We start from the raw sequence: 26,565 nt of genomic DNA, 5'->3' as shown, positions 1-26,565 counted from the left end.
TTCATCTGCGCCTCATCAGCGTATCAACTGTTGGTCAGTTGCGCGCCAGCATCTCCATAGGACGGCCACGGCCCGTCACCAGACATCCCGACCTGAACGCATCGCCCTGACTGCTCGCGGCGGCGTCGCCAAACCCTCTGCCCAGCGCATCCAGCTTTACCTGTTCGGCACCTTGCGCGCAAGCGAACGTACTGGCCTCCCGCGCCTGCGCATGCAGCAGCGCCCGATCGGCAACCAGGTAAGCCAAGACGGCGATAACGGCGATGTGGAAAACTTTTCTCATGGGTTCGTCTCCTCGCGACTTAAGCGTACAGCGAACAACGGACGCTTAAATCTAGGGCAACCCCTGTAAGCCGCCGTTGCGCCCAATCGTGTGGAAGCGCTTCCAGTGCCGCTTTCTTGTGCAGCGCACTTTGCCTGCGCAGGACCACCCAGCAATGTCAATGCCGACTTTCGCAATAAATAAAAAACGCACTTGTGGCAGCGCAACATTATTATTTTGAGTTATCCTCGTTAACCCTGACCGTCATGCGTTTTGGTTACACGCGTGCGCAAGCCGCGCATCGTCCCGCGCCCCTCGGGGCCGTCCGTCGAAATGTCCATGTAAGGTTTTTTGATCCTTCGCCCCAAGGGCGAGGGCCTGCTATTCGCGTTCAGGCGTTTCATCAAAGAGCAAATGCACCTCCCATCAGTCCTCGACCTCCTGATCTGGGTCCCCATCGTCGCCGGTATCGTCGTCCTGCTAGGCGGCTCTGACAGCGCGCAGAGCCGCACGCGCTGGCTTGCGCTGATCGGCGCAGCCGTCAGCATCCTCCCCGTCATTCCGCTGGTAGCGGGCTTCGATTCGTCGCTGTCGACGATGCAGTTCGAGCAGCAGTACGCGTGGCTGCCCGAGTTCGGCATCTCGTATCACCTCGGTGTCGACGGCATTTCGCTGTGGTTCACCGTGCTGACGGCCGTGACGACGCTGATCATCGTGATCGCGTCGTGGGAATCGATCACCACGCGCGTCGCGCAGTACTACGGCGCGTTCCTGCTGCTGTCGGGCTGCATGCAAGGCGTGTTCACGTCGCTCGACGGCATGCTGTTCTTCGTGTTCTTCGAAGCGTCGCTGATTCCGCTGTATCTGCTGATCGGCACGTGGGGCGAAAAGCGCCGCGTCTACGCGGCCGTGCGCTTCTTCTTCTTTTCGCTGGTCGGCTCGCTGGCGATGCTGGCCGCGCTGATCTACCTCTGGGCGCACTCGCACACGTTCGACATCGCCACGTGGCGTACGCTGAAGCTCGACTTCATGCCGCAGATCATGGTGTTCATCGGCTTCATCGCGGCGTTCTCGGTGAAGGTGCCGATGTGGCCCGTCCACACCTGGCTGCCCGACGTCCACTCGGACGGTCCGACGGGCGCCGCCGTGCTGCTCGGCATGCTGAAGATGGGCGGCTACGGCCTGCTGCGCTTCGCGCTGCCCATCGTGCCGGATGCCTGCCACTTCTTCGCACCGGCGATGATCGCGCTGTCGCTCGTCGCGGTGATCTACGGCAGCCTGCTCGCGCTCGCGCAGACCGACATGCGCAAGCTGCTCGCCTACTCCGCTGTCGCGCACATGGGCCTCGTCACGCTCGGCCTGTTCACGTTCGACCGCATGGGCACGGAAGGCGCCGTCGTGCAGATGCTGTCGTACGGCATCGTGTCGGGCGCCATGCTGCTGTGTACGGGCATGCTGTTCGACCGCACGAAGAACGGCTCGATCGACGCCTACGGCGGTGTCGCCAACTCGATGCCGAAGCTCGCGACGTTCGCGATGCTGTTCTCGATGGCGAACGTCGGCCTGCCGGGCACGTCGGGTTTCGTCGGCGAGTTTCTGGTGCTGATGGGCGCGATCCGCTTCAACTTCTGGGTTGGCGCGACGGCTGCGCTGACGCTGATCCTGAGCGCCGCCTACACGCTGTGGATGTACAAGCGCGTGATGTTCGGCGCGGTCAAGAACACGCGCGTGTCGAGCCTGCGCGATCTGGGCCGCCGCGAGTTCGTGCTGCTCGGCGCGATGGCCGTGCTGGTGCTCGCGATCGGCGTGCGTCCGAAGACGTTCACCGACGCGATCGGTCCGGCAACGGAAAACCTCGTTGCGCAAGCACAAGGCTCCGCGTTGCCTTCGGACACGGGCGTCGCTTCGAACAACCGTGCGCCGGCTGCTTCACCCCGCATGCCGGGCTAAACGGCTTCGACTGCAAGCATTCGACGGGCGTCCATTGGACGCCCGTTTTCATTTGCGTTGGCGTATTTGCGTTGAAGCAATGAAAAACGGCCTCGCATTACTGCGAGGCCGTTTCTACATCGAGCTTGAAATCCGCGCTTACCCGCCGCGCTTCTCCATGAAGCCGCCGAAGAACGCACGCGCATTCGCTTCGAGGCTCTCCAGATGATAGCCGCCTTCCTGCACGATCACGGAAGGCAACTTCAGCGAGCCAATCGCTTCGCCGAGCCGCCCGAAACCTTCCGTCGTCACAGCCACCTGCGATTGCGGATCGTCCTTGTAAATATCGAAGCCCAGTGCAAGCACCAGCGCATCCGGTTCGAAACGCTTCAACACACGCAGCGCGTCGTCGAGCTTGTCGAAGAACACCGCTTCAGATGAGCCGTGCGGCATCGGCAGATTGACGTTGAAGCCGTCGCCCGAACCCGCGCCGCGCTCTTCCTCATAACCCGCAACCACGGGATAGAAGTTGGTCGGATCGCCGTGAATGGAGATGTACAGCACGTCGTCGCGTCCGTAGAAAATCTCCTGCACGCCCTGGCCGTGATGCATGTCGGTGTCGAGAATCGCGACGCGTTTGAAGCGGCTGCGCAACGACTGCGCCGCAATCGCGGCGTTGTTCAGATAGCAGAAGCCGCCCGCCGCATCGGCGCGCGCGTGATGGCCCGGTGGCCGGCACAGCGCGTACGTCTCGCGCGCGCCCTCGTTGACGGCCGACGCCGCCGCCAACGCACTTTGCGCCGACCAGTACGCCGCACGCCATGTATTCGCGCCGACAGGGCAACTGCCGTCCGCGAGATAACGCGCCGCCTTAGCGAGCACGCCGCGCAACGGGTTCGGATCGCGCACGTAGATGTTCGACATCACTTCGTCGCCCCAATCGTCGGGCATCTTCTTCCAGTCGCGATGCGCCTCTTCGAGAAAGCGCAGATAGTTCATGTCGTGTACGGCGGCGATCGCGGCCGTACCGTGATCGGCCGGTTCGACGACATCGAAGTCCAGCGATTTCGCAGCAGCGACGAGCCGCGCAGCGCGCTCGGGCACTTCCTGCGGCTCGCGCATCTGTCCACGCGACAGATACGAGCGCGGATGATGCAGCAGTTGTTCGGGGTGGAAAAACGTTTTCATTGCTGGTCCTTTCTTGTTACGCATCCGCGGTGGCCGTCACGCCCGCACGCGCGAGCACTGCATTGAGCAGCACGTTCGCGCCGCGCGTGACGTCGTCGGGCAGCGCGTCTTCCGCTTCGTTGTGCGACAGGCCATCGACGCACGGAATGAACACCATCGCCGTCGGGCAATAGCGCGCGAGATGAATCGCATCGTGACCCGCGCCGCTGACGATGCGCTCGTTCGAATAGCCGAGCGCTTCAACCGCTTGCGCCACCAGATCAACGCATGCGGTATCGAACGGCGTCGCGGGGCTGCGCCAATATGTGTCGACGCAAAGCTGCACGCCGCGCGCCTGCGCGACGCGCTCGAATGCGACGCGCAGATCGCGTTCCATCGCATCGACTTCGCTGTCTTCGGGATGACGCAGATCGACGGTGAACGACACTTCGCCCGCAATCGTGTTGCGCGATGCGTTCCTGATGCCAACTTGTCCGATCGTCACGAGTCCACGCGGCGCGTAGCCTTCGACGATACGTTCCAGTTCCGCCGCCATCTGCGCGCTCGCAAAGTAGGCGTCCTTGCGATACGGCATCGGCGTCGTGCCCGCGTGCGCGGCCATGCCCGTCACCGTCACGTCGAGCCAGCGGATCGCCTGGCCGCCCGTCACCACGCCAATCGTCGTTCCGTTCGCTTCGAGCACGGGGCCCTGTTCGATGTGCGCTTCGAAATACGCATCGACGGCCTGCCCGTTGACGGCGCGCGCGCCACGATAGCCACTTTGCGTCAACGCATCCGCCAGCGTGATGCCGTCCGCGTCTTTCTTCGCAAGCGCTTCATCGATCGACGTGATGCCCGTGAATACCGCCGAGCCGAGCATCGCAGGCGTGAAGCGCGCGCCCTCCTCGTTGGTCCACGAAACGATTTCGATCGGCTTCTCCGTCGCGATGTTCGCGTCGTTCAGCGCGCGCACTAGTTCAAGCGCGGCGAGCACGCCATAGACGCCGTCGAAGCGCCCGCCTTCGGGCTGCGTGTCGAGATGGCTGCCAATCAGCACGGGCGCCGCATCCTTCAGCACGCCTTCGCGCCGCGCAAACAGATTGCCGATTTCGTCGACGCTCACCGTCATGCCCGCGTCGCGGCACCATGTGGCGAACAGATCGCGGCCACGTACGTCTTCATCGGTGAGCGCGAGACGCCGCACGCCGCCCTTCGGTGTCGCGCCGATTTGCGCCATGTCCATCAGGCTTTGCCAAAGGCGCGTGCCATCGATTTGCAACAGGTCTTTCATGAGTCTTCCGGGTCGTTCAACGTGAGTTCGGTTCAATGCGCGCCGACGGCTTCAGCCTGTTCCGCGTGGGACGCGCGCCGTGCGTCGAGCGCGACGATGCACACCAGCGAGATGCCTGCGAGGCACGTATAGAACACGGCGAGCGGCCACCATTGGCCCGTATAGCGATGCGCGAGCCACGTGCCGACGAGCGGAGTGAGACCGCCCGCCACCGCGCCGCACACCTGATACGCGAGCGAGATGCCCGAGTAGCGCACACGCGTCGGGAATATGCCGCTGACGAAGCCCGCGATCACCGAGTAGAAGCTCGCCATGCAGACCACGGCAATCGCGATGCCGATCACCATCGGCACAGCCGAGCCGCTTTGCACGAGCATGAACATCGGATACGGCGAGATCATCGCGAGCAAGGCGGCGATCTTCAGGAAGCGCGCGCCGCCGATGCGTTCGGCCGTCCACGCGGCGAGCGGCTGCGACACGAACTGGATGATCGCCACCGCAAACAGGCAATCGAGAATCAGCGAGCGCGTCACGCCGACATATTGCGTCGTGTACGCGATCATGAAGGTGTTGGTGAAGTACACGCCCGCAATGCCGATCGTGTTCGCGCCGATGCACAGCAGCACGAGCCCCCACGCCGAGCTGAACACTTCGGCGATAGGCAGCTTCGCCGTGCGGTTCGATTCCTTCACGCGCTGGAATTCCGGCGATTCGTTCACGCCGAGACGAATCACGATGCCGACGATCAGCAGCACGGAACTCGCGAGAAACGGCAGACGCCAGCCCCACGACATGAAGTCCGCTTTATCCATCGACGTCACCGCGCGAAACGCGATCAGCGACAGGATCAGCCCCGCCGGACTGCCAAGCTGCGCGAACGACGCGAAGAACGTGCGGCGCCCTTGCGGCGCGTGTTCGCCCGCCATCAGCACCGCGCCGCCCCACTCGCCGCCGACGGCCACGCCCTGCACCACGCGCAGCAGCACCAGCAACACAGGCGCGAGCATGCCGACCTTCGAATAGTCGGGCAGCAGGCCGACGCACACGGTCGCGACGCCCATCATCATCAGCGTCGTCATCAGCGCTTTCTTGCGGCCGATGCGGTCGCCGAGATGGCCGAACACGATGCCACCCAAAGGCCGCGCGAAAAAGCCCACGGCGAAGGTCGCGAACGACGCCATCGTGCTGACGAATCGGTCATTCGACGGAAAGTACAGCTCGCCGAATACGAGCGCGGCGGCCGTCGCGTAGATATAGAAGTCGTACCACTCGATCATCGTGCCGATGAACGCGGCCGTTGCGGCACGTCCCGGCTGACGGGCGGTACTGATGGTTTGGGTCATGCTGGCTCCTGATGCACGTCTGACGTGGGTTAAACCCGTGGCATTGCGCGCGGTGTTGGAATCGATGTGCCGCTCGCTTCTCAGAGCGGACGCGCATGTGTCATTTATCGGCGGCCAGAAAACATTAGTCAAATTTCGAGTTATTATTCGCCGCATAAATTCAACTTATAGTTTCCTTCGATGCGCACCGACATCGCCCGCTTTCTGAACGACCGGCTCGACTGGAATCTGCTGCGCACCTACCTCGTGATCATGCAGGAGCGCAGCCTGAGCCGCGCCGCCGCGCGCCTGCACGTCACGCAACCGGCCGTGAGCCAGGCGCTGCGACGGCTTGAGGAAACGCTGGAGCGCAAGCTGATCGACCGCCGCGGCCCGTACTTCGCGCCGACCCAGGCGGGCGAAGAGGTCTATCGCATTGCCAGCGATATCTACGGCAATATCTCGCGGCTCGAAACCGAGATCGACGACCGGACCGAAGACATCAGCGGCTCGATTCGCCTGCTGACCATCAGCCGCATCGAGTCGCCCGTGTACGACGAGTTTCTCGCGGACTTTCATAGCGCGTATCCGCGCATCGACTTGCAGATCGAGGTGATGCGCTCGTCCGACATCATCTCGTCGCTGCTGCAGAAAACGGCGACTGCAGGTCTCGGCCTGTGCCGCTCACCGCACGACAAACTGGAGATGCGCTGCTTCCTGCGCCAACGCTATGCGATTTTTTGCGGGCGTCATCACCGGCTGTACGGCAAGTCGCCACTGACGATGGAAGACCTGCTCGCCGAAAACTTCGTGTCGTTCACGAGCGACCAGATCGGCGACAGCCTTTCGCCGCTCACCGTGTTTCGCGACCAGAAGGGTTTTACAGGGCGCATCGTCGCGTCGTCGCCGAGTCTCGACGAAGTGCGGCGGCTGATCTTCGCGGGCTTCGGCATCGGCTGCCTGCCCGAGCACATCGTGCGTGACGACATCGCGCAGCAGCGCCTGTGGCGCCTACCGCCCGAAGAAGGACTGGTCGATGTCGACATGCATCTGCTGTGGCACCGCGAGCGCAAGATGAATGCGGCGGATCACGCGTTTCTCGACAGCATGGAGCGCTGCATGCGCCGCTATGCGCTGGCGGAACGACTGGGCAAATGACGTTTATGTGAAGCACCCGACTGGTGCGAACACGCGCGCGCAGATTGCGATCACGCTTCAACCTTGTGCATGAACCGCACACGAAATCCGCCGGACTCAGGTAAAGACGGCAATGGCATGCTTATCGCTTAGTAACGTACAGGAGCCGGTGCAGCATCCGGTTTAGCAGTCACAATCTGGCAAATGGACGACTAGGGTTCCGGTCCGCATCGATGCAAACACAAGCATCCGGTGTGCGACGCTGGTCCGAGAGTTGTCGACCTCGATGAGGTTACACGGCGGGATAAAAGCCCGGGAGAGAACGCGATGCGTCGCGCCGCTCCTGCCGTCGATAACCGTCCCTGCGAGGTCAACCTCATGCGCAAGCTCCGATTTTTCGCCGCTGCCGTCGCTCTCTCCCTGTGTTTTTCCACGCCTTCATTCGCTCAAGCCCGTAAGGACTTCAAGGTCTGCTGGACCATCTATGCCGGCTGGATGCCGTGGGGCTATGCGAAGACGCAAGGCATCATGTCCAAATGGGCGAAGAAGTACGGCATCAACGTCGATGTCGTGCAGTTGAACGACTACATCGAATCGATCAACCAGTACACGGCCGGCAAGTTCGACGGCTGCGCGATGACTAACATGGACGCGCTCACCATCCCCGCAACGGGCGGCGTGGACAGCACGGCCTTGATCGTCAGCGATTACTCGAACGGCAACGACGGCGTGCTCATCAAGGGCGCGGGCAAGAAAGTCGCCGACCTCAAGGGTCAGCCCGTCAATCTCGTCGAACTCTCCGTCTCGCACTATCTGCTTGCGCGCGCACTCGAATCGGCAGGCATGAGCGAGCGCGACATCAAGACCGTCAACACGTCCGACGCCGATATCTCCGGCGCGTTCGCGACGCCCACCGTACACAACGCCGTCACGTGGAACCCGATGCTCGCCGATCTGAAGGCGAAGCCGAACGTCACAGAAGTGTTCGATTCGAGCCGCATTCCCGGCGAGATCATGGACATGATGGTCGTCAACACGAAGACGCTGCATGACAACCCGGCGCTCGGCAAGGCGCTGACGGGCGCATGGTTCGAAATCATGCAGACGATGCACGGCACGTCGCCTGACACGGAGGCCGCGCTCACGTCGATGGCCAAGGCATCGGGCACCGACCTCGCCGGCTACAAGGCGCAACTCTCCACCACGGCACTCTTCTACACGCCGCAACAGGCACTCGATTTCGCCACCAGCCCGAACATGCCGAAGATCATGACGCGCGTCGCGCAGTTCTCGTTCGATCACGGTTTGCTCGGCAAGGGCGCGCCGAACGCGGGCGCAGTGGGCATGGCGTTCGACAACAACGTGGTGGTCGGAAGCAAGAGCAACCTGAAGCTGCGTTTCGATCCGACGTACGTGCGCCTCGCCGCGCAAGGCAAGCTGTGAGCGCGGCTTCAATCTGAGCAGGAGAGGCCCATGCGGCTCATCAACCGACATCCTGGCCGCACCGGCAGTCTCATGCTGTTGCTGCTGCCCTTCATCGTGCTGATCGCGGTTTACTTCACCGGCTCGTCGCTGCGGTTGCAAGCCAACCCCGACGACAAGCTGTTGCCGTCCGCCACGCAGATGAAGGACGCGCTGCACGAGTACGCGTTCTCCGAAGACAAGCGCACGGGCGAATACATGATGTGGGATGACACGGTGTCGAGCATGAGGCGGCTCGGCATCGGGCTGGTCGCGAGCGCGGCGATTGCGCTGGTGTTCGGCATCGTGACGGGCAGCATTCCGCTCGCGGGCACAACGCTGTCGCCGTTCATCACGGTGATATCGATGATCCCGCCGCTTGCGGTGCTGCCGATTCTCTTCATCGTGTTCGGTCTCGATGAGCTGTCGAAAGTCGTGCTGATCGTGATCGGCATCACGCCGATGATGATCCGCGATCTGCAACAGCGCACCCGCGAAATCCCCGAGGAACTGTGGATCAAGGCGCAAACGCTCGGCGCATCGAGCTGGACGCTGATTCTGCGCGTGATCGTGCCGCAACTGCTGCCGCGTCTGTTGATCGCGCTGCGTCTTGCGCTGACATCGGCGTGGCTGTTCTTGATCGCGGCGGAAGCCATCGCCTCGACGGACGGGCTCGGCTATCGCATCTTTCTGGTGCGCCGCTATCTCGCGATGGATGTGATCCTGCCGTACGTCGCGTGGATCACGCTGCTCGCGTGGCTGATCGACGCAGCGCTGCGCCGTCTCACGCAATGGGCGTTCCCCTGGTACAACGGAGGCCGCGCATGATCGAGATTCGCAACCTGTGGAAACAGTATGGCGATCAGGTCGTGCTGGAGCGGCTCAATCTGCGCATCGCGGAAGGCGAGTTCTGCTCGATGGTCGGCGCGTCGGGCTGCGGCAAGTCGACGTTCCTGCGCCTGCTGCTTGGCCAGGAGCGCCCGACGCGCGGCGCAATCCTGCTCGACGGCGAACCGTTGCCGCCAGAGCCGGACCCGCATCGCGGCGTGGTGTTCCAGCGCTATTCGGTGTTTCCGCATCTCACCGTGCTGCGCAACGTGATGCTCGGCCTCGAACTGCCGCATGCGCCGCTCACAGGCCGTCTGTTCGGCGCGCGCCGCCGCCTCGCACGCGATGAAGCCGTCGCGATGCTCACGCGCGTCGGCCTCGCCGATTCGCTCGACAAGTATCCGCATCAACTGTCGGGCGGCATGCAGCAACGTCTCGCACTGGCGCAGGCGCTGGTGATGAAGCCGCGCGTGCTGCTGCTCGACGAACCGTTCGGCGCGCTCGACCCGGGCATCCGCCGCGACATGCACGAACTGCTGACCGGGCTGTGGCGCGAAGCGAAGCTGACGGTCTTCATGGTCACGCACGACCTGAAAGAAGGCTTCACGCTTGGCAGCCGCGTGCTCGTGTTCGACAAGGTGCGCGTCGACCCGCAAGCGCCGCAGGCGTACGGCGCGCGCATCACCTACGACATTCCCCTCGAACGCAACGGTGTGCGCGAAGCGCATGCGGCGATGACGATTCCGCCGCTGCTCGCCGTACCCGCATGATCGAAAGGACAAAACACATGAACGAAACATTGCTCGAAGAAACCGTGCCCGGCGGCGGACATGCATCGCTGATCGTCAAACGCGGGCAGTTGCTGCGTATCACCGATCCGCGCGGCGGCGCGAACGTCGCGATGCTGCTCTTCAACGCCGCCGAAAAAAGCGAACGCCTGAATCTGCCCGATACGCTCAAGTGCCAGCACACGGCCAAGCTGACCAAAGGCCATTGCCTCTATTCCGACATGGGCCGCGTGCTCGCCGCGATCGTCGCGGATACGTGCGGATGGCACGACAGTCTCGCGGGTGTGTCGAATGCAGCCGAAGTGTTCGAGAAGTACGGGCAAGGCCGCTATCAGGAATTGCGCAACGCGTTCTATCGCAATGGCACCGACAACCTGCTCGTCGAACTAGGCAAATGGGGACTCGGCGTTTCCGATCTGCTGATGACGCTCAATCTCTTCAGCCGCGTCGATGTAACGGATGCGGGCGCGCTCAGCTTCGTCGAAGGCAACTCGAAAACGGGCGACTACATCGAGCTGTATGCGCCGATGAACACGCTCGTCGTGCTGACCGCGATCCAGCATCCGCTCGATCCGAACCCGGAATACGCGCCGAAGCCCGTGAAGCTCACACTGCGCGCCGCCGACAGCCAGGTCGCCGAAATCTGCCGCACGTCATGCGATGAAAACGCGCGCGGCTTCATCAACACCGAACGATTCTTTCTCTGAGCGGAACGCGCGCCATGACGACATCCATCCTCACGACCAGCACGCTCGACCCTGCCGACGCGATCTTTCGCGAAACCTTGCCCGCGGGCGAGCCGTGGCTCAAGGAACTGAAAGCGGGCCAGACGCTCCGCATTCGCGACGTAGAAGGCAATCAGGCGATCGACACGCTGTTCTACAGCCTTGCCGATCCGCGCGAACGCTACGACGCGCAACGCACGCTGCGCCGCCAGCAGAGCCTCTACCTGACAACGGGCACCGTGCTCTATTCGAACCTCGGCAACCCCATGCTGACCATCGTCGCCGATACCTGCGGACGTCACGACACGCTCGGCGGCGCGTGCGCGCAGGAGAGCAACACGGTGCGCTATGCGCTCGAAAAGCGCTACATGCACAGCTGCCGCGATAACTACCTGCGCGCGTGCGCGCATGACCGCCGTCTGTCGAAAACCGACATCGCCGCCAACATCAATTTCTTCATGAACGTGCCCGTCACATCCGAGGGCGGCCTCACATTCGAGGACGGCATTTCCGCGCCCGGCAAATACGTCGAAGTGCGCGCGGAAATGGACGTGATCGTGCTGATCTCGAACTGCCCGCAACTGAACAATCCGTGCAACGCATACAACCCCACTCCCGCGGAGCTGACGATATGGAACTGAGCACGCTGCGTCTCTGGCTCTACACGGTGATGAAAGTGCGCGCGGAGCGATTGATGCGCATCGACGAATCTACGAAATACATGAAGCACTGAGCCCGCTTTTAAAACCTGAAACGAAGCGACCTGCCGTGGACGACCTCGGCATGCATGCCCACGTGGCGGGACGACCCGCCCACGCATTGAACATCCACTCATGTTCGATAAAGTCCTCATTGCGAATCGCGGCGCGATTGCCTGCCGCATTCTGCGCACGCTGCGCGAACTGAACGTCGAAGGCATCGCGGTCTATAGCGAAGCGGACCGCGCGAGCCGCCACGTCAGCCTCGCCGATACGACATGCAGTCTCGGCGACGGCGCGGCGAGCGTCACCTATCTCGACATCGCGAAGATTCTGGAGATCGCGCGTGCGCAAGGCGCGCAGGCGATTCATCCGGGCTACGGCTTTCTGTCCGAAAACGCGGCCTTTGCCGAAGCGTGCGAAGCCGCAGGCATCGCGTTCATCGGGCCGACACCCGCGCAATTGCGCGAGTTCGGCCTCAAGCACACGGCCCGCGCGATCGCCGCTGAACAGGGCGTGCCGATGCTCGAAGGCACGGGTCTGCTCGACGGCCTTGATGCTGCGCTCGAAGCAGCGCAACGCATCGGCTATCCGGTGATGCTGAAAAGCACGGCGGGCGGCGGCGGCATCGGCATGCGCGTGTGCCGCTCGGCGGATGAACTGGCGTCGCAGTTCGACAACGTGAAACGCCTCGGGCAGAACAATTTCAGCGATGCCGGCGTGTTCCTCGAAAAGTACATCGAGAAAGCGCGGCATCTCGAAGTACAGGTGTTCGGCGACGGCAAGGGCGCTGCCATTGCGCTCGGCGTGCGCGACTGTTCCGTGCAGCGGCGCAACCAGAAGGTGCTCGAAGAAACGCCTGCGCCGAATCTGCCCGACGGCGTCGAAGCCGCGCTATGCGACGCGGCGATCCGGCTTGCGCAAGCGGTGTCGTATCGCTCGGCGGGCACCGTCGAATTCGTCTACGACAGCGATGCCGCACGCTTCTACTTTCTCGAAGTGAACACGCGGTTGCAGGTCGAGCATGGCGTGACCGAACAGGTGTGGGGCGTGGACCTCGTGCGCTGGATGATCGAACTGGCAGCGGGCACCCTCGCGCCGCTCGATGTGCTGTCGCGCGATCTGAAGCCGCAAGGCCACGCGATCCAGGCGCGTCTCTATGCGGAAGATCCGGGCCGCGATTTCAAGCCCTGCCCGGGGCTGCTGACCGATGTGTCGTTTCCGCATGCCGATGGCCGCGCGCTGCGCATCGACACGTGGATCGAAGCCGGTTGTGAGGTGCCGCCGTGGTTCGATCCGATGCTCGCGAAGCTGATCGCATGGCAACCGACTCGCGACGAGGCACGCCACGCGTTAGACGCCGCGCTCGAAGCGTCGCGCATCTATGGCGTCGAAACGAACCGCGATTATCTGCGGCAGATTCTTGCCGACACGCCGTTCGCGAGCGGCCATCCGTGGACGCGTTGCCTCGAAGGTTTGCGTTATCGCGCATCGACATTCGAAGTGCTCGGCGGCGGCACACAGACGACTGTGCAAGACTATCCGGGCCGTCCAGGCTACTGGGCCGTGGGCGTGCCGCCCTCGGGACCGATGGACGATCGCGCGTTGCGTCTCGGCAACCGTCTGCTCGGCAACGACGCGCAGGCAGCCGCGCTCGAAATCACGATGAGCGGGCCCACGCTGCGCTTCAACACCGACGCCGTCGTCACGGTGACGGGCGCGACGCTGCCCGTGATGCTCGACGAGATTCCGCAACCGATGAACACGACGTTCTTCGTCGCAGCCGGTTCGACGCTCGCGCTCGGCACGATTCGCGGCGCTGGCGCGCGCGCTTATCTGTGCGTCCGCGGTGGGCTGGACGTCGCGCAATATCTGGGCAGCTGCAGCACGTTCACGCTCGGGCAGTTCGGCGGCCACGGCGGACGCGCGCTGCGCGCGGGCGACGTACTGCATCTTCATCCGCTCTCCGATCGCGATGTGGGCGCTTTAATGCCCGCCGCGCTCGCGCATCGCCTCGACGATGTGCGCGTGCTGCGCGTGATCTATGGTCCGCACGGCGCGCCCGAATACTTCAGCGCGCGTTATATCGAGCAATTTCTCGACACCGACTGGGAGATCCATTTCAATTCGAGCCGCACGGGTGTGCGGCTGATCGGTCCGAAGCCCGAATGGACGCGCGCGGATGGCGGCGAAGCGGGACTGCATCCGTCGAACATTCACGACAATCCGTATGCCGTCGGCGCAGTCGATTTCACAGGCGATATGCCCGTCATCCTCGGGCCGGACGGTCCGAGCCTCGGCGGCTTCGTGTGTCCCGTCACAGTGATCGAAGCAGACCTGTGGCAGATCGGGCAGTTGAAGGCCGGTGACAAGGTGCGCTTCGTACCCGTCGATATCGGCACAGCGCGTGAAGCGGCGCGCGCGCGTCTCGCGGAAGCGGAAACGCTCACGGTACAAGCCACGTCACTGCATACCGAAGAAGAACGCGCGGACTTGCAATCACCGATCGTGCTGAACGTTGGCGAAGGCGATGACCGGCTCGTCGCGCGACTGTCCGGCGACACGCACCTGCTGCTCGAAATCGGCCCGTCCGAACTCGACCTCGTGCTGCGCTTTCGCGGCCATGCGCTGATGCAATCGCTCGAAGCGTTGCAGTTGCCCGGCGTGATCGATCTGACGCCCGGCATCCGTTCGCTGCAGGTCCACTATCAGCCGGAGCAATTGCCGCTCGCGACGCTGCTCGAACACGTCGCCGCGACATGGCAACGCGTGCTGCTGCAAAAGGATCTGCGGGCGCCGTCGCGTGTCGTGCATCTGCCACTGTCGTGGGACGACCCCGCGTGTCAGCTTGCCATCGACAAGTACATGACCACCGTGCGCAAAGACGCGCCCTGGTGCCCGAGCAATCTGGAGTTCATCCGTCGCATCAACGATCTCGATTCGATCGATGCCGTGAAGCGCATCGTGTTCGACGCGAGCTATCTGGTGATGGGTCTCGGCGATGTCTATCTCGGCGCGCCCGTCGCCACGCCGCTCGATCCGCGTCACCGGCTGGTGACGACGAAGTACAACCCGGCGCGTACATGGACGGCTGAGAACTCGGTCGGCATCGGCGGCGCGTATCTGTGCGTGTACGGCATGGAAGGCCCGGGCGGCTATCAGTTCGTCGGGCGCACGCTGCAGATGTGGAACCGCTATCGCGAAGTCGCGGATTTCGCGGGACGTCCGTACCTGTTGCGCTTCTTCGATCAGATCCGCTTCTACGAAGTCTCCGCCGACGAACTGCTGCGTATCCGCGAAGCGTTTCCGCTCGGCCGTTATCCGCTGAAGATCGAAGAGACCGAGTTGTCGCTGGCCGACTATCAGGCGTTTCTCGAACGCGAGGCGGATGACATCGCGCAATTCCGCACGCGTCAGCAAGCCGCGTTTCAGGCCGAGCGGCAGCGTTGGCACGAAGCGGGCAGCAACGAAGACACGCTGGAGCCGCCCGTCACCGCCGACACGGAAACCGCGCCGCTCACCGACGGCCAGATCGCCGTCGATAGCGAAATTGCCGGCAACCTGTGGCAAGTGCGCGTCGAGCCCGGCGCGACCGTCGAAGCGGGCGACGTGCTGCTCGTGATCGAATCGATGAAGATGGAGATATCCGTTATCGCGCCTTGCGCGGGCACAGTCGGCGAGATTCACGTCGCGCCGGGTTCGCCCGTTCGCGCGGGGCAGCGCGTCGTCGTGATCGAACAGCACGCATGAGACACCTCATTTGACACCTCATTTGACACTTCATTTCAACGCATTAAGGAACCCTCGGACATGGATTCATTCGATCTGCGTCTTCCCGCTGTGCGCGCCGCGTATCGCGAAGGCCGCGTCACGCCGCGCGCGCTGATTGGCGCATTGCGCGAGCGCGCCGCCGCGCTGAACCCGGACTATCACCTGTTCATTCATCTGCTGTCCGACGCTGAAATCGAGCCTTTTCTCGCGGCACTCGACGGCCATGATGTCGATTCGCTGCCGCTTTACGGCGTGCCGTTCGCATTGAAGGACAACATCGATCTCGCCGGCATTCCTACCACGGCCGCGTGCCCCGCTTTCGCATATACGCCGCAAGCGTCGGCGACGCTCGCCGCGCAACTGATCGCACTCGGCGCGGTGCCGATCGGCAAGACGAATCTCGACCAGTTCGCGACGGGCCTCAACGGCACGCGCTCGCCGTACGGCAAGTGCCGCAACAGCGTGCATGCCGCGTATCCTTCGGGCGGATCGAGCGCGGGGTCGTCGCTGGCGGTGGCGCTCGGCGTCACGAGCTTCGCGCTCGGCACCGATACGGCCGGCTCGGGACGCGTGCCCGCCGCGCTGAACAACCTCGTCGGCACGAAAGGGACGAAGGGCTTGCTGTCGACGGCGGGCGTCGTGCCCGCCTGCCGCACGCTCGACTGCGTGACGTATTTCACTGCTACGGCCAGCGAGGCGAGCGAACTGCTCGCGCTCACCGCCCGCCACGATCCCGCCGACGCCTATAGCCGCGCGAATCCGCAATGGAACGACGCAGCGGCGTTCGGCGCCGTTGCGCGCTTTCGCTTCGGCGTGCCGCGTCAGCTCGAATTTGCCGGCTGCGAAGAAAGCCCCGCGCTGTTCGCGCAGGCGCGCGCGGCGCTCGAAGCGATCGGCGGCGAGGCCGTCGAGATCGACTTCGCGCCCTTCGTCGAAGCGGCGCGTCTGCTCTATGAAGGACCGTGGGTCGCCGAGCGCTATAGCGTGGCAGGCGCGCTGATGGAATCGCAACCCGAAGCCGTGCTGCCCGTGATTCGCGACGTGCTCGCCAAGGCGCCGGGCACGACCGCCGTCGATGCATTTCGTGCGCAGTACCGGCTCCAGGCGCTCAAGCAGCGTTGCGATGCCGTGCTCGCGGAACTCGATTGCGTGCTGACGCCGTCCATTCCGCGCGCGGTCACGCTCGATGAACTGGAGCGCGATCCGATCGGCCCGAACTCGCTGCTCGGGTACTACACGAACTTCATGAACCTGCTCGATTACGCCGCCATCGCGACGCCCGCGGGTTTCATGCGCAATGGGCTGCCGTGGGGCGTGACGCTGTTCGGCCGCGCGTTCACCGATCAATATTTGCTGAGCGTCGCCGATGCGCTGCATCGCAAGCTGGATGTGCCGCTGATCGGCGGCGCGCAGCAGAGCGCGGACACGCCCACGCGCGCGGCGCGCGACGACAGGATGAAGCTCGTCGTGTGCGGCGCGCATCTGCAAGGGCTGGCGCTGAACGGGCAGTTGACCGCACGCGGCGCGCGGCTTGTCGAGAAGACCGCTAGCGCGCCGCACTACCGGCTATATGCGCTCGCGGGCGGCAGCGCGACACAACGGCCCGGCATGATGCGCGATACCGCAAACGGCGCGGCCATCGAAGTCGAAGTCTGGGAGTTACCGAGCGCCGAAGCCGGCTCGTTTCTCGCGGGCATACCGGCGCCGCTCGCGCTCGGCAAGGTCGAGCTCGCGGACGGGCGCTGGGAAACCGGCTTCGTCTGCGAGGCATACGGCCTCGAAGGCGCCGTCGATATCACGCAATTCGGCGGCTGGCGCGCCTGGCTGCAACGGGCTGCCTGAACCACGCCGCAATCAGGCCCCTTCGTATTGCGCCGCATAAAGCCGCGCGTGCCGGCCCGTCACCGTGCGGCTCCAGATATCCTCGTCGTCGAGGAGGGTCTGGATCAGCTCGACGGGCATGCCGCCGTCGATGATCGCGGCCACGCGAAACCCGTCGATCGGTTCATACGGACCGAGCACGACCTCTTTCCCGTCGATCGCCCTATCGAGATCGTCGACCTTGAACGCCAGATGCGGCATGCGGCGCATCAGTTCGTGCAGCGGGCTATCGGCTTCGAAGCGGTGGTACTGGATATGCGCGAGCTTGCAATCGCTGTCGCTCGTGTACATCCGGTACTGCGGGCTGTAGCGTTCGCCTTCGCGCACTTCTCTGGTTGGAATGCCGATGTGATGAAACTCGTAGATCACGTCGTCGCGCATGAACATGATGGTCTCCTTCTTCCTTTACGCTTCCGTTGCCGCGCTTACAGCGTCACGCGCGTCACGCCGCCTTCCGACAGCAACCGCACGCGTTCACCCGCGTAGAACATCGGGCCGTCGGTGCTTTGCGTGATGGCGCGCAGCGAGCCGTCGTCGAGCCGCACGGTGATTTCGACGCCTTGCTTCTTCTCGAAGTGGTTCTGCACCTCGTTGCCCGCCACCGCGCCCGCAATACCGCCGATGATGCCCGTCAGGATCGAGCCGCGTCCGCCGCCGATCGCGCTGCCGGCGATGCCACCAATCGCGCCGCCGCCGAGGGCGCCGAGAAAGCCGGGCTGGCCGTTGCTCGTGTCGATGGTGACGGGGCGCACGCTTTCGATGGTGCCGAAGCGGACCGTTTCCTCACGCTGCGCCTGCGACGCGCTGTAGACGTTGGCGGAGCCGTCGAAGGTTGCGCAGCCGCTCAATGCGAGCGAGACGACGAGCGCGGATGCACATGCTGTAACGAATGACCTGTTCATGATGTTCCCCTCTATGAGCAGCGCGCCGTGTCGTTCGGGGCGCTGCAGGTTCTTTCGATGTGTGAATCGTAAGCTCGAAGAATGAGAGGAAAATGAGGCGCGCATTTGCGCATTCGCACCCGTCATTTCGTGTCAGCCTGAAACGTCGGCGCGCGGTCCGGCGCTACGATGGCAGCCAGATCATGCAAACGGAGTGCAGTCATGAAACGCGAGATCATTCGGGTCGAACCGCTGTCGAGCTGGCTCGAACGCTGGAAGGCGCCGACTTCCGTCGTCACGCGGCACGGCGACACGGTCTATGTGTCGGGCCTGCCGCCGTTCGATCCCGAGACGGGCGAAGTCGCAGAAGTGCCGCTCGAACGGCAAACCGAGCTCGTGCTCGAACAACTGAAGCTGTGCGTCGAGACGGCGGGTTCGTCGCTTGAGAATGTGCTCAAGTGCAACGTCTATTGCACGTCGGTCGAGCAGTTTGCGGCCGTCAACGCGATTTACGCCCGCTATTTTCCGAACGATCCGCCTGCTCGTATCTTTGTCTGCGTGCCTGCTTGGCCGGGGCGCTTCGACATTGAAATCGATTGCATCGCGGCGGTTTGAATCGCCTTCGCATAAGTGGAGAACACGATGTTTTCAGTGCTGTTCGAAGTGCAACCGCGCGCCGATCGTTGGGACGCGTATCTCGGCTACGCGAAGATGCTGAAGCCGGAACTGGAGCAGATCGACGGGTTCGTCGACAACGTCCGTTACGGGAGTCTCACGCGCGACGGCGTGCTGCTGTCGCTGTCCGGCTGGCGCGACGAAAAGGCGCTGGTGCGGTGGCGCACGCAGGCGACGCATCATGGCGTTCAGGAAAAAGGCCGCACGCAGACGTTCAGCGACTATCGGCTGCGCGTGGGACAGCTGACGCGCGACACGCGTCTGCCCGCTGGCCTCACGTTGCACGAGCAACGACTCGACGAAACGGAGACGGGCGACGCGACCACGATCGTGCTGATCGACGCGCGGCGCGATCCTGACTGGGTGAAACACGCGGGCGCGCGCGAAGTCGCGGGGAAGCTGGGCCTGCGCGAAGACGCGACAGGTCTCGTTTCGTGGGATGTGTTCGACGCCGTGCTGACGCCGGGCGACGTCATTCTGCTCACTGCATGGCGCGACGCGCGCGCCGCCGAGGCCTTTGCAAACGCGCTCGCATTGCCCGATGGCGCACGGCTGCGCAGCGTGCGCGTGGTGCGCGACTATGGGATGTTCGACCGCCGCGAAGCGCCGCAATACTATCCGGACGCTTCGCGGCCTGCCTGAAGCTTACTTCCCGCTGTCCGGAAAGTCCGCGCCGACACTCGTGTCGCGCCACGCTTCGATATCGGCGAGTGCCGAATGCAGGCGCTTCGATACCGCGTCGACGCCGAACGCGCCAAGCACCAGATGACGCGGCGGTTGGTCCGTCTCGGTGATGCGGATCATCGCCTGTGCGGCGCGCGCCGGATCGCCGGCCTGATGGCCGCTGTTTTGCGCCGTCGCCTGCATGCGCTTGCCCGCCGTGTCCGCATAATCGGCGATACGGTTGGGCGTCTGCCTGAGCGAGCGGCCTGCCCAGTCGGTGCGAAATGGGCCCGGCTCGACGCAGGTCACGCGGATGCCGAGCGGCCCGGCTTCCGTCGCGAGCGAATCGGACCAGCCTTCGACGGCATGCTTGCTCGCCGCGTAATAGCCCGAGCCGGGAAAGCCCGCGATGCCCGCCACCGACGTGATGTTCAGCACGTGCCCCTTGCGCCGCTCGCGCATGCCCGGCAGCACCGCGCGTGTCATCGCGAACAGACCGAAGACGTTCGCGTCGAACTGCGCGCGTATCTCCGCTTCGTCGCCCTCTTCGACCGACGACTGATAGCCGTAGCCTGCGTTGTTCACCAGTACGTCGATCGCGCCGAAGCGCTGTTGCGCGGTCTCGACGGCAGCGGCGATCTGCGCGGCATCCGTCACGTCGAGCTTCACGCGGGCGAGACGCGCATCGGCGTCGCTGCCGGGCTCGGCCAGATCGGCGAGCGACGCGACGTTACGCGCCGTCGCCACGCAGCGCCAGCCCCGTTCGAGCACCGCGCGGACCAGTTCCTTGCCGAAGCCGGTTGAACAGCCAGTAATGAACCAGACGGGCGTCGTGGACGTGGGCATTCAAAACCTCCTCGATGATGGAAATGAGCGATCAGGCATCGACGCGCACACATCGCGTCGATGCTTCGAAAAAATGGTAGCCGCTCGACGCGAAACCTGCAGGCGGTCTGACCAATTTCACCGAGCTGATGTCGCCGCGCTTATTTACGGCCGACCAGATACTGAACACCTTCGGGCCCGTAACGTTCCGAATGGTTTACATTGGCTTGCAGATGGAATACATCGCCCGTTCTGTAGATCTGTTGCGCGGCGCCGATGCGTATCATCAGTTCGCCGTGCAGGATCAATGCCTTGGCTTCAAACGAGTGGACATGATCGTCCACCGTGCCGTTCGCGTCGCGCGTGACGCTCGCGATTTCCGCGTAGCCTTCGCGCTTCAATGCATCGATGAATTCGTTGCGTTCCATGATAGCGACCTTCCTTTCTCGTGTTTGCGATGACGCTGAAGCATCAGCATAGCCGCTTTTGCATTAAGGGATCGGCAGCGCGGCTCGCGGTAAACTCTGCAGCAACCGTCATTTCATATCGCACCACGGAGAACGATTCATGCGCCAGGCCATTCGCCATCTGAACGTGCGGGCGCGCGCTCGCGGACTGTTCGATTTCACCACGGAGGTCGCCGCGTTCGTACGCGACGCGTCGATCGAGACGGGTGTCCTGACCGTGTTCTGCCGGCACACGTCGGCCTCGCTATTGATCCAGGAGAACGCGGACCCTTCGGTGCAACGCGATCTCGAACGACACTTCGCGATGCTCGCGCCCGAAGATCCCAAGCGCTATGAGCACGACACGGAAGGCCCCGACGACATGCCCGCGCATCTGCGCACCGCGCTGACGCAAGTGCAGTTGTCGATACCCGTCGAACATGGACGCATGACACTCGGCACGTGGCAAGGCATTTATCTGTTCGAGCATCGCGCGCGGCCGCAGGAGCGCGATATCGTGCTGCATCTGATCGGCGAATGACATTTCAACGCACAACACCAACAAGGAAGTGAATCATGATTTTGCGCGCGCCTGTTCTTGTCGCGGCGGCCTCGCTCGCGATGCTGACCGCAGCCTGCACTCACACCGGCCCCGTCGAGTTCTCGCTGTCAGGCGCGGACGCGCCGATGACCAACAACGCAAACGACATGGACTTCGGCCCGATGGACCACACCATCGCGCAGTGCAAGACGGTCTCGCGCAACGCAGGGCCGGGGCAGTGTACGAAGGTGCGCGCCTACGAGTCGTGCATGAAGAGCAAAGGCTATATCACCGTGCTCGGCCCGGAAAATCCGAAAGGCTGCGGCGACCCCGACTGGGAGAAAGACGTACGCAAGTGGCTTCAATAGCCGTGCGTCGGTTGAGGCCGACTTGCGCCCAAGTTATCCACAATTTCTGTTGAAAGACCTGTGGAAAAGTCCGGGGCGCGCGCGCTATCTGTCTGATCAAACAGACTTTCCTCGCGCGTGACCCCGCTGCGCCCGCCGCGCGGGTCCACCGATTGCGAAGTTCTATTGGCATGCACGCATCGCATGTCCTTCAATTCAGGGTTCCGACTACCGAGTGATCACCGACTGACGCCAAGGAGCCTTGCATGAAGACGGAAGATTCGCAGAAGATCGTGCATGAAATCGCAGAATCCACCGACAGCCCGGAAGAAGTCGTATCGCAGATGTACACCGATGCCGTGCAAGCGTATCAACGCGACGCGCGCATTCTCGACTATGTGCCGCTCTTCGCGGCGAAGCGCGTGCGTGAGACGTTGCGCTCGCGGACCGCATCACGGCGGTGACGAAGCCGTAGCAACCCATCCGCACTCCATTCGCGTCACAACAGCTTCGCGGCGGCACGCATGCGGCGCTTGCGTTCTTTCGCGAGCGCATCGAGTGCGTGCCCGGCCGCCGCTTCGTCGGCGAACAGCGTCTGGTTGTCGCGCAGCAACTGCTCGCTCGCGACGACATCGTTCAACGCGCCGAAGCGCTTCTGTAATTTCTTCAGCGGCTTGATGGCCTTCAGCTGCTTTTTGGCCAGCATCGGCTCGAAGAACTCGGTCAGGTAGCGCAGTTTCTTGCCCGCCTTGCGGACCTCGTGATACGACGCATAGTCCGAGCGCTTGGCTCGCGCGGCGCGCTTCATGCGCTTCGCCATCGACTTTTGCGCCGCCCCGAGACGCTTGCGCGCGAACTTCGGCAGCGGCGTGCGTTCGTGCGCGGTGTTCAGTTCGCGGTTCGCTCCCTTCAGCGTGTCACGCAACGCGCCTTTCACGTCGCCCTGTTCGAGGGTCTCGCGGCTCGAATCGAGCGACTTGGAGCGGGCGGCGTGCATCGCGTCGCGCGGTTGCTCCTCCGCGTCTTTCGTTTCATCGAGCAACGCGATCAGGATGTCCCAGTCGCGCGTCTTGCCGGCGGCGCTCGCGTAGAACTTGAAAAGCGCGCGCTGCTGGTTGTCGAACTGTTCGTTCAGCAGCGGCCGATACGCCCACAGCAACGTGCGCAGGCGCCGCAGCGAGACGCGTAGCTTGTGCAGGACTTCAGCGTCGGGATCCGCGTGCAATGCGGCTGCGCAAGCGAGCGCATTGTCGATCAGCGGCGCGGCGTAGTGTGAGAAATGGGCTTGCGCGTTGCCATCGTGCGGCAGCGCGGTCCGTGTGTCGTCGTTCATGGTGCTCCCTGAATGGGTTGCTGACCCGGTGTGTCTGTAATGATCGAGTAAGCAATTCAGGTTCCTGCATTCTGCACGTCACGTCCGTTGCGGCGCACGATGCCGCGCGGGCGTTGCCGCTCATTGGCAAATCACTGACCGCTGAGCAGCAGATCGCAGGCGTCCGACGTGCAGCTCGCCACGGCGGGCAGCTTCAGCGACGGCCACGGGCGGCGCTCGGCCGTGATGAAGTCTTCGACGCGTTTCAATATCTGCCAGAACGCGTTTTCGACCGCACCCGCAGCGGCATACGCGGACGGCGTGAGCGTCCAGTGACGAAGCGTGGGCTCGCCATGAAACGCGCGCATGTCGACGCGTGCCGACTCGTCGCACAACGTCACCACGAAATCCATCTGCGGCGCCCATTCGCTCGTGAATTCCAGCCAGCTTTTCGGATTCAGCAGTTCCAGACTGGAAAAACCATGACGCAGCTCTCCCATGGCCGCCGCGTGAACCTTGTCGGCGGGCTCGAGACCTGCGCTAAATGCGTCGAAATGCAATCCGTCCAGCTCGCGTAGCAAGGCTTCCGCCAAAATGCTAAGCGCCGCGTTGTCCCTGCAAAGGAACAGCACTCTTTGTTTTCTGGTCACCCTACACCCCGTCATGCAGATTTTATTTTTTGCGGGATTCTGAGCGCACAGTTTTTCATATTGGTGACAGAATCCCAATCGTCCAACCGATTCGCCGCAAGACCGTTTAGGTATCACGCCAATTTGCGTTCAGCCAGCCAGCGTTAACGATAATCAGGTGCCCGATCCCAATTGTCGGGTTCGGCGAGCATGACGGGCGCCGGGTGAGGCGCGCTGGGCGGGGCAACCCGGCCGTTCAGAAGCCGGGTTGCCCGTGGGGTTACGCGGTCTGAAAGACCGGCATTTTTGAAGCGTTACTTGACGATCGCGAGCAGTTCGACTTCGAACGTCAGATCGCTGTTCGGCGGGATCACGCCGACGCCGCGCGAACCATACGCGGTCGCAGCCGGGCAGGTCAGCTTGGCTTTCTCGCCCACTTTCATCGTCGCGACGCCTTGCGTCCAGCAGGGAATCACACGGCCGAGCGGAAACTCCGCGGGGCCGCCGTGCTTGGCCGAGTTGTCGAACTCGGTGCCGTTCGCGAGCGTGCCGCGGTAGTTGACGCGCACGACGTCGGCCGCCGTGGGTTGCGGGCCGCTTCCCTGCGTCAGGTGTTCGACGACGACGCCGGAGGGCAGTTTCTCCGTCGATGCAGCGTTTGCGGTGAACGACACCGATGCGAGCGCGGCCGCAGCGAGCAGGGCAACAACTGATTTCACGCGTATCTCCTTGGTGTGAATGGCGAGCCTCATTCTAGCGGATCGCCCGTTCGCGGCAGGAGACCTGAATCAACTTGCTACAAATACGCGCGCGTTACGCCATTGCGCGGTTCCAGCCGCTATGCACCTGGAGCGGCTACGCCCGCGACGGGCCAGGGCCCGCCGCGGGAAAAAGCCGCGATTCGATGCGGCTCACGTGCTGCCCGTTCAGATCTTCGGGAAATCGACGACCGTGTCGTTGACCCGGTTGAACAGGTTGGTGAACGTGATGTCGGCGATCGCGAGCAGCGTCTCCGTAATCTGCTGGTCGCTGTAACCCGCCGCCTTCACGGCATCGACGACTGCCGCAGGCACCGTGCCGCGCGACGCAAACACGGTCCGCGCGAACGTGGCGATGGCATTCAGATGCGCGTCGGCCGAATCGCGCCCTTCACGCAATGCGACAAGGTCGTCAGCCGCGATGCCCACTTTCTTCGCTGCCAGCGAGTGAGCAGCAAGACAGTAGTCACACTCAGCGACGCCGCTGATCGCGAGCTTGATCGCTTCGACTTCCTTGCGCGACAGCGCGCCCTTGCCGAGCGCATCGCCCGTTGCGAGTACGATCTGCAGCGCAGCCGGACTGTTCGAGCCGATGGCCGCATAAGCGTTCGGCACCATGCCGACCGCGCGCTTGATGCCTGTAAAGAGTTCCGCTGCCTGGCCGGTGGCTTCGCTGACGGGTTGGCGATTCAGACGTTCCATGATGTTCTCCATATGTTGATGAGATCGTTGCGTTGCGCGACTGGGTCAGCGCATGGAAGTCATTCTAGGAACGCGCGTTGCTACCGTGAATGCTGGTTCAAATCACGTTTATGCTCGAACGGCTCATCGGCTGATCGGCGTGGTGTACTGTCTCTGCTATATTCGTGCGACGTTTGCCCAATAACAGCGCCGTCAGCGGGAGCGCGTGCCATGAGCACTCACGGGATCATGCGGATAACAAAACGATTCGTACTGGTTGTGTTCGCGCTAATGAGCCTCACGCTCGGCGCGCTCAGCTGGGCCGACGACAACGCGCCGGCCCTCAAGGACAAATACGACGCGCTCGCGCCGCAACTCAAGTCGAACGTGTTCAACCGGCCGATCCACCTGGATTCGGAAGAGACGTCGAACACGTTGAAGGGCGACATCTATGCCGTCGTCGATTATCCGTTCGCCACTGTCAACCGCGCGTTCAACGACCCGCAGCAAGGCCCCGCGAACTGGTGCGAAGTACTGATCCTGCATCTGAATACGAAGTACTGCCGTGCTTCCGTCGGCGGCAACGGCGCGACCATCAACATGAACGTGGGCAAGAAGACAGAGCAGGAACTCGGCGACACATACCGCGTGCAATTCAATTACCGGTCGGTGGCGACGAGCCCGGATTATTTCCAGGTCGACCTGAGCGCGGCGACGGGACCGCTCAGCACAAAGGACTATCGCATCGTGCTCGAAGCCGTCGATATCGGCAAAGGACACACGTTCCTGCATCTCACGTATTCATATGGATTCGGCACGGCAGGCCGCATTGCGATGAAAACGTATCTTGCGACGATAGGCAGTGCGAAAGTGGGATTCACCAAAGCATCGGGCGACTATGTAGGCGGTGTGCGCGGGCTGGTGGAACGCAACACGATGCGCTATTACCTCGCCATCGACGCGTACCTTGCTTCGCTTGCGCTTCCCGCCGACAAGCGCGTCGATCAGCGTTTCGCCACATGGTTCGATGCGACCGAGCAATATTCGCGTCAGTTACACGAACTCGACCGGCAAGAGTACTTGCAGATGAAAAAGAACGAGTACCAGCGCCAGCAAACGGCGCAATAGTTCTATCCATCATTGCGCGGCGCGATGCCGCGCAGCATGCTTGACGGCTAGCGGTCGATGGCCGCCATATCGTGAATGCGCAGGAAGTCTTCCCGCTCGTCGTAAAGCGCGGCGAGTATCGAGTGTGCTTCCATGGGATCGAGATTGGGATCGGTGACGGTCATCATGATGTCGTACATGGTCACCGCGCCCGAATAGAACGCCGTCTCCGACTCGCGAAGCTGCGCCTGCGACACGCCACGCGAAATCTGACGCGCGCAAAATGCTTTCCAGAACGATTCAATGGTCAATGCCGCGTTCATCGTGCCCTCTCCGCTTAAACGCCATGGCTCGACCACGCCACTGCGGCGTTTGCTCTCTCAGGTTCCGCGTGCAATCGGATTGCACTGCAAAGCGGTGCATCCGTACACATCTGTTAA

General features: G+C 63.1%; 28 protein-coding genes and 1 riboswitch. Of the genes, 15 read left to right on the top strand and 13 right to left on the bottom strand.

The window, feature by feature from the left end:
- Positions 1–34 precede the first annotated feature (34 nt).
- Positions 35–283 carry a hypothetical protein gene (locus BLT65_RS16845; protein WP_035999914.1) on the bottom strand — a complete coding sequence of 83 codons (249 nt, stop codon included), beginning with the start codon at positions 281–283 and terminating at the stop codon, positions 35–37.
- Between the two features lie 393 nt (positions 284–676).
- Between BLT65_RS16845 and BLT65_RS16840 the strand changes: the two genes are divergently transcribed.
- Positions 677–2,212, top strand: coding sequence for a complex I subunit 4 family protein (locus BLT65_RS16840; RefSeq protein ID WP_091779427.1), 1,536 nt, complete (start codon positions 677–679; stop codon positions 2,210–2,212).
- A 138-nt stretch (positions 2,213–2,350) separates the two neighbouring features.
- Here BLT65_RS16840 and BLT65_RS16835 read toward each other — a convergent pair whose 3' ends face one another.
- From BLT65_RS16835 to BLT65_RS16825, 3 genes are read right to left on the bottom strand one after another with little or no spacing between them, the layout of a single operon-like run.
- Entirely contained in the window at positions 2,351–3,379 is a 1,029-nt protein-coding gene (locus tag BLT65_RS16835) for a histone deacetylase family protein (RefSeq protein ID WP_091779281.1), read from the bottom strand.
- A 16-nt stretch (positions 3,380–3,395) separates the two neighbouring features.
- Entirely contained in the window at positions 3,396–4,649 is a 1,254-nt protein-coding gene (locus BLT65_RS16830) for a Zn-dependent hydrolase (protein WP_091779279.1), read from the bottom strand.
- Between the two features lie 32 nt (positions 4,650–4,681).
- Entirely contained in the window at positions 4,682–5,992 is a 1,311-nt protein-coding gene (locus BLT65_RS16825) for an MFS transporter (protein WP_091779277.1), read from the bottom strand.
- A 180-nt stretch (positions 5,993–6,172) separates the two neighbouring features.
- Between BLT65_RS16825 and BLT65_RS16820 the strand changes: the two genes are divergently transcribed.
- From BLT65_RS16820 to atzF, 8 genes are all read left to right on the top strand, one after another.
- On the top strand, positions 6,173–7,129 hold the full coding sequence (locus BLT65_RS16820; protein ID WP_091779275.1) for a LysR family transcriptional regulator: 957 nt from the start codon (positions 6,173–6,175) through the stop codon (positions 7,127–7,129).
- A gap of 180 nt (positions 7,130–7,309) precedes the next feature.
- A riboswitch (guanidine-I (ykkC/yxkD leader) is annotated at positions 7,310–7,429 on the top strand.
- Between the two features lie 57 nt (positions 7,430–7,486).
- Positions 7,487–8,551 carry a putative urea ABC transporter substrate-binding protein gene (locus tag BLT65_RS16815; protein WP_042314957.1) on the top strand — a complete coding sequence of 355 codons (1,065 nt, stop codon included), beginning with the start codon at positions 7,487–7,489 and terminating at the stop codon, positions 8,549–8,551.
- Positions 8,552–8,581: 30 nt separating this feature from the next.
- Positions 8,582–9,397: an ABC transporter permease gene (locus tag BLT65_RS16810; RefSeq protein WP_091779274.1), complete on the top strand. Its 816-nt coding sequence runs from the start codon at positions 8,582–8,584 to the stop codon at positions 9,395–9,397.
- Positions 9,394–10,167, top strand: a complete 774-nt coding sequence (locus tag BLT65_RS16805) for an ABC transporter ATP-binding protein (RefSeq protein WP_007586732.1) — start codon at positions 9,394–9,396, stop codon at positions 10,165–10,167. The genes BLT65_RS16810 and BLT65_RS16805 overlap by 4 nt, the downstream gene beginning before the upstream one ends.
- Before the next feature lie 17 nt (positions 10,168–10,184).
- Positions 10,185–10,892 carry an urea amidolyase associated protein UAAP1 gene (locus BLT65_RS16800; protein WP_062917334.1) on the top strand — a complete coding sequence of 236 codons (708 nt, stop codon included), beginning with the start codon at positions 10,185–10,187 and terminating at the stop codon, positions 10,890–10,892.
- A gap of 14 nt (positions 10,893–10,906) precedes the next feature.
- The gene (locus tag BLT65_RS16795) at positions 10,907–11,551 is read left to right on the top strand and encodes an urea amidolyase associated protein UAAP2 (protein ID WP_091779272.1); all 645 of its coding nucleotides are present in this window, start codon (positions 10,907–10,909) and stop codon (positions 11,549–11,551) included.
- Positions 11,552–11,743: 192 nt separating this feature from the next.
- Positions 11,744–15,358 (top strand): urea carboxylase, encoded by a 3,615-nt coding sequence (uca, locus tag BLT65_RS16790; RefSeq protein ID WP_091779270.1) that lies wholly within the window; start codon positions 11,744–11,746, stop codon positions 15,356–15,358.
- Positions 15,359–15,418: 60 nt separating this feature from the next.
- Positions 15,419–17,221 carry an allophanate hydrolase gene (gene atzF, locus BLT65_RS16785; protein ID WP_091779268.1) on the top strand — a complete coding sequence of 601 codons (1,803 nt, stop codon included), beginning with the start codon at positions 15,419–15,421 and terminating at the stop codon, positions 17,219–17,221.
- A 12-nt stretch (positions 17,222–17,233) separates the two neighbouring features.
- Here the strand turns inward: atzF and BLT65_RS16780 are convergent, their stop codons facing one another.
- Both BLT65_RS16780 and BLT65_RS16775 read right to left on the bottom strand, forming a co-directional pair.
- The gene (locus BLT65_RS16780) at positions 17,234–17,647 is read right to left on the bottom strand and encodes a VOC family protein (RefSeq protein WP_091779266.1); all 414 of its coding nucleotides are present in this window, start codon (positions 17,645–17,647) and stop codon (positions 17,234–17,236) included.
- A gap of 38 nt (positions 17,648–17,685) precedes the next feature.
- Positions 17,686–18,162 (bottom strand): outer membrane lipoprotein, encoded by a 477-nt coding sequence (locus BLT65_RS16775; protein WP_035999886.1) that lies wholly within the window; start codon positions 18,160–18,162, stop codon positions 17,686–17,688.
- A gap of 201 nt (positions 18,163–18,363) precedes the next feature.
- Here BLT65_RS16775 and BLT65_RS16770 point away from each other — a divergent pair, with 201 nt between their 5' ends.
- A complete protein-coding gene (locus tag BLT65_RS16770) occupies positions 18,364–18,756 on the top strand; it encodes a RidA family protein (protein WP_091779265.1) in 393 nt (130 codons plus the stop codon).
- 27 nt (positions 18,757–18,783) lie between these two features.
- Positions 18,784–19,458: an antibiotic biosynthesis monooxygenase family protein gene (locus BLT65_RS16765; protein ID WP_091779263.1), complete on the top strand. Its 675-nt coding sequence runs from the start codon at positions 18,784–18,786 to the stop codon at positions 19,456–19,458.
- Between the two features lie 3 nt (positions 19,459–19,461).
- Here BLT65_RS16765 and BLT65_RS16760 read toward each other — a convergent pair whose 3' ends face one another.
- Positions 19,462–20,325 carry an oxidoreductase gene (locus BLT65_RS16760; RefSeq protein WP_091779261.1) on the bottom strand — a complete coding sequence of 288 codons (864 nt, stop codon included), beginning with the start codon at positions 20,323–20,325 and terminating at the stop codon, positions 19,462–19,464.
- Positions 20,326–20,465: 140 nt separating this feature from the next.
- Positions 20,466–20,732 carry a cupin domain-containing protein gene (locus BLT65_RS16755; RefSeq protein ID WP_042314965.1) on the bottom strand — a complete coding sequence of 89 codons (267 nt, stop codon included), beginning with the start codon at positions 20,730–20,732 and terminating at the stop codon, positions 20,466–20,468.
- A 139-nt stretch (positions 20,733–20,871) separates the two neighbouring features.
- On the opposite strand from BLT65_RS16755, the gene BLT65_RS16750 reads away from it, so the two are divergent.
- The 3 genes from BLT65_RS16750 (at position 20,872) to BLT65_RS16740 (ending at position 22,102) form a co-directional block, all read left to right on the top strand.
- The gene (locus BLT65_RS16750) at positions 20,872–21,291 is read left to right on the top strand and encodes a secondary thiamine-phosphate synthase enzyme YjbQ (RefSeq protein ID WP_091779259.1); all 420 of its coding nucleotides are present in this window, start codon (positions 20,872–20,874) and stop codon (positions 21,289–21,291) included.
- Positions 21,292–21,326: 35 nt separating this feature from the next.
- Complete coding sequence (locus BLT65_RS16745) at positions 21,327–21,659, top strand: hypothetical protein (protein WP_091779254.1); 333 nt, start codon at positions 21,327–21,329, stop codon at positions 21,657–21,659.
- A gap of 245 nt (positions 21,660–21,904) precedes the next feature.
- A complete protein-coding gene (locus BLT65_RS16740; RefSeq protein WP_042314971.1) occupies positions 21,905–22,102 on the top strand; it encodes a DUF3562 domain-containing protein in 198 nt (65 codons plus the stop codon).
- Positions 22,103–22,137: 35 nt separating this feature from the next.
- Here the strand turns inward: BLT65_RS16740 and BLT65_RS16735 are convergent, their stop codons facing one another.
- The 4 genes from BLT65_RS16735 to BLT65_RS16720 all read right to left on the bottom strand — a co-directional run bounded on the left by BLT65_RS16735 (position 22,138) and on the right by BLT65_RS16720 (position 25,039).
- Positions 22,138–22,971: a CHAD domain-containing protein gene (locus tag BLT65_RS16735; protein ID WP_091779252.1), complete on the bottom strand. Its 834-nt coding sequence runs from the start codon at positions 22,969–22,971 to the stop codon at positions 22,138–22,140.
- A gap of 131 nt (positions 22,972–23,102) precedes the next feature.
- Positions 23,103–23,615: an arsenate-mycothiol transferase ArsC gene (locus tag BLT65_RS16730; RefSeq protein ID WP_042314975.1), complete on the bottom strand. Its 513-nt coding sequence runs from the start codon at positions 23,613–23,615 to the stop codon at positions 23,103–23,105.
- A 278-nt stretch (positions 23,616–23,893) separates the two neighbouring features.
- Positions 23,894–24,298 carry an FKBP-type peptidyl-prolyl cis-trans isomerase gene (locus tag BLT65_RS16725; RefSeq protein WP_042314990.1) on the bottom strand — a complete coding sequence of 135 codons (405 nt, stop codon included), beginning with the start codon at positions 24,296–24,298 and terminating at the stop codon, positions 23,894–23,896.
- A gap of 207 nt (positions 24,299–24,505) precedes the next feature.
- A complete protein-coding gene (locus tag BLT65_RS16720) occupies positions 24,506–25,039 on the bottom strand; it encodes a carboxymuconolactone decarboxylase family protein (RefSeq protein ID WP_007745126.1) in 534 nt (177 codons plus the stop codon).
- 228 nt (positions 25,040–25,267) lie between these two features.
- Between BLT65_RS16720 and BLT65_RS16715 the strand changes: the two genes are divergently transcribed.
- Positions 25,268–26,146 carry a hypothetical protein gene (locus BLT65_RS16715; protein ID WP_425273134.1) on the top strand — a complete coding sequence of 293 codons (879 nt, stop codon included), beginning with the start codon at positions 25,268–25,270 and terminating at the stop codon, positions 26,144–26,146.
- Positions 26,147–26,193: 47 nt separating this feature from the next.
- Here BLT65_RS16715 and BLT65_RS16710 read toward each other — a convergent pair whose 3' ends face one another.
- Positions 26,194–26,448: a hypothetical protein gene (locus BLT65_RS16710; RefSeq protein ID WP_042314979.1), complete on the bottom strand. Its 255-nt coding sequence runs from the start codon at positions 26,446–26,448 to the stop codon at positions 26,194–26,196.
- Between the last annotated feature and the right edge of the window lie 117 nt (positions 26,449–26,565).

The organism is Paraburkholderia steynii, from assembly GCF_900100565.1.
Lineage (GTDB): Bacteria > Pseudomonadota > Gammaproteobacteria > Burkholderiales > Burkholderiaceae > Paraburkholderia > Paraburkholderia terrae.
This window is presented reverse-complemented; position numbering and strand designations above follow the sequence as displayed.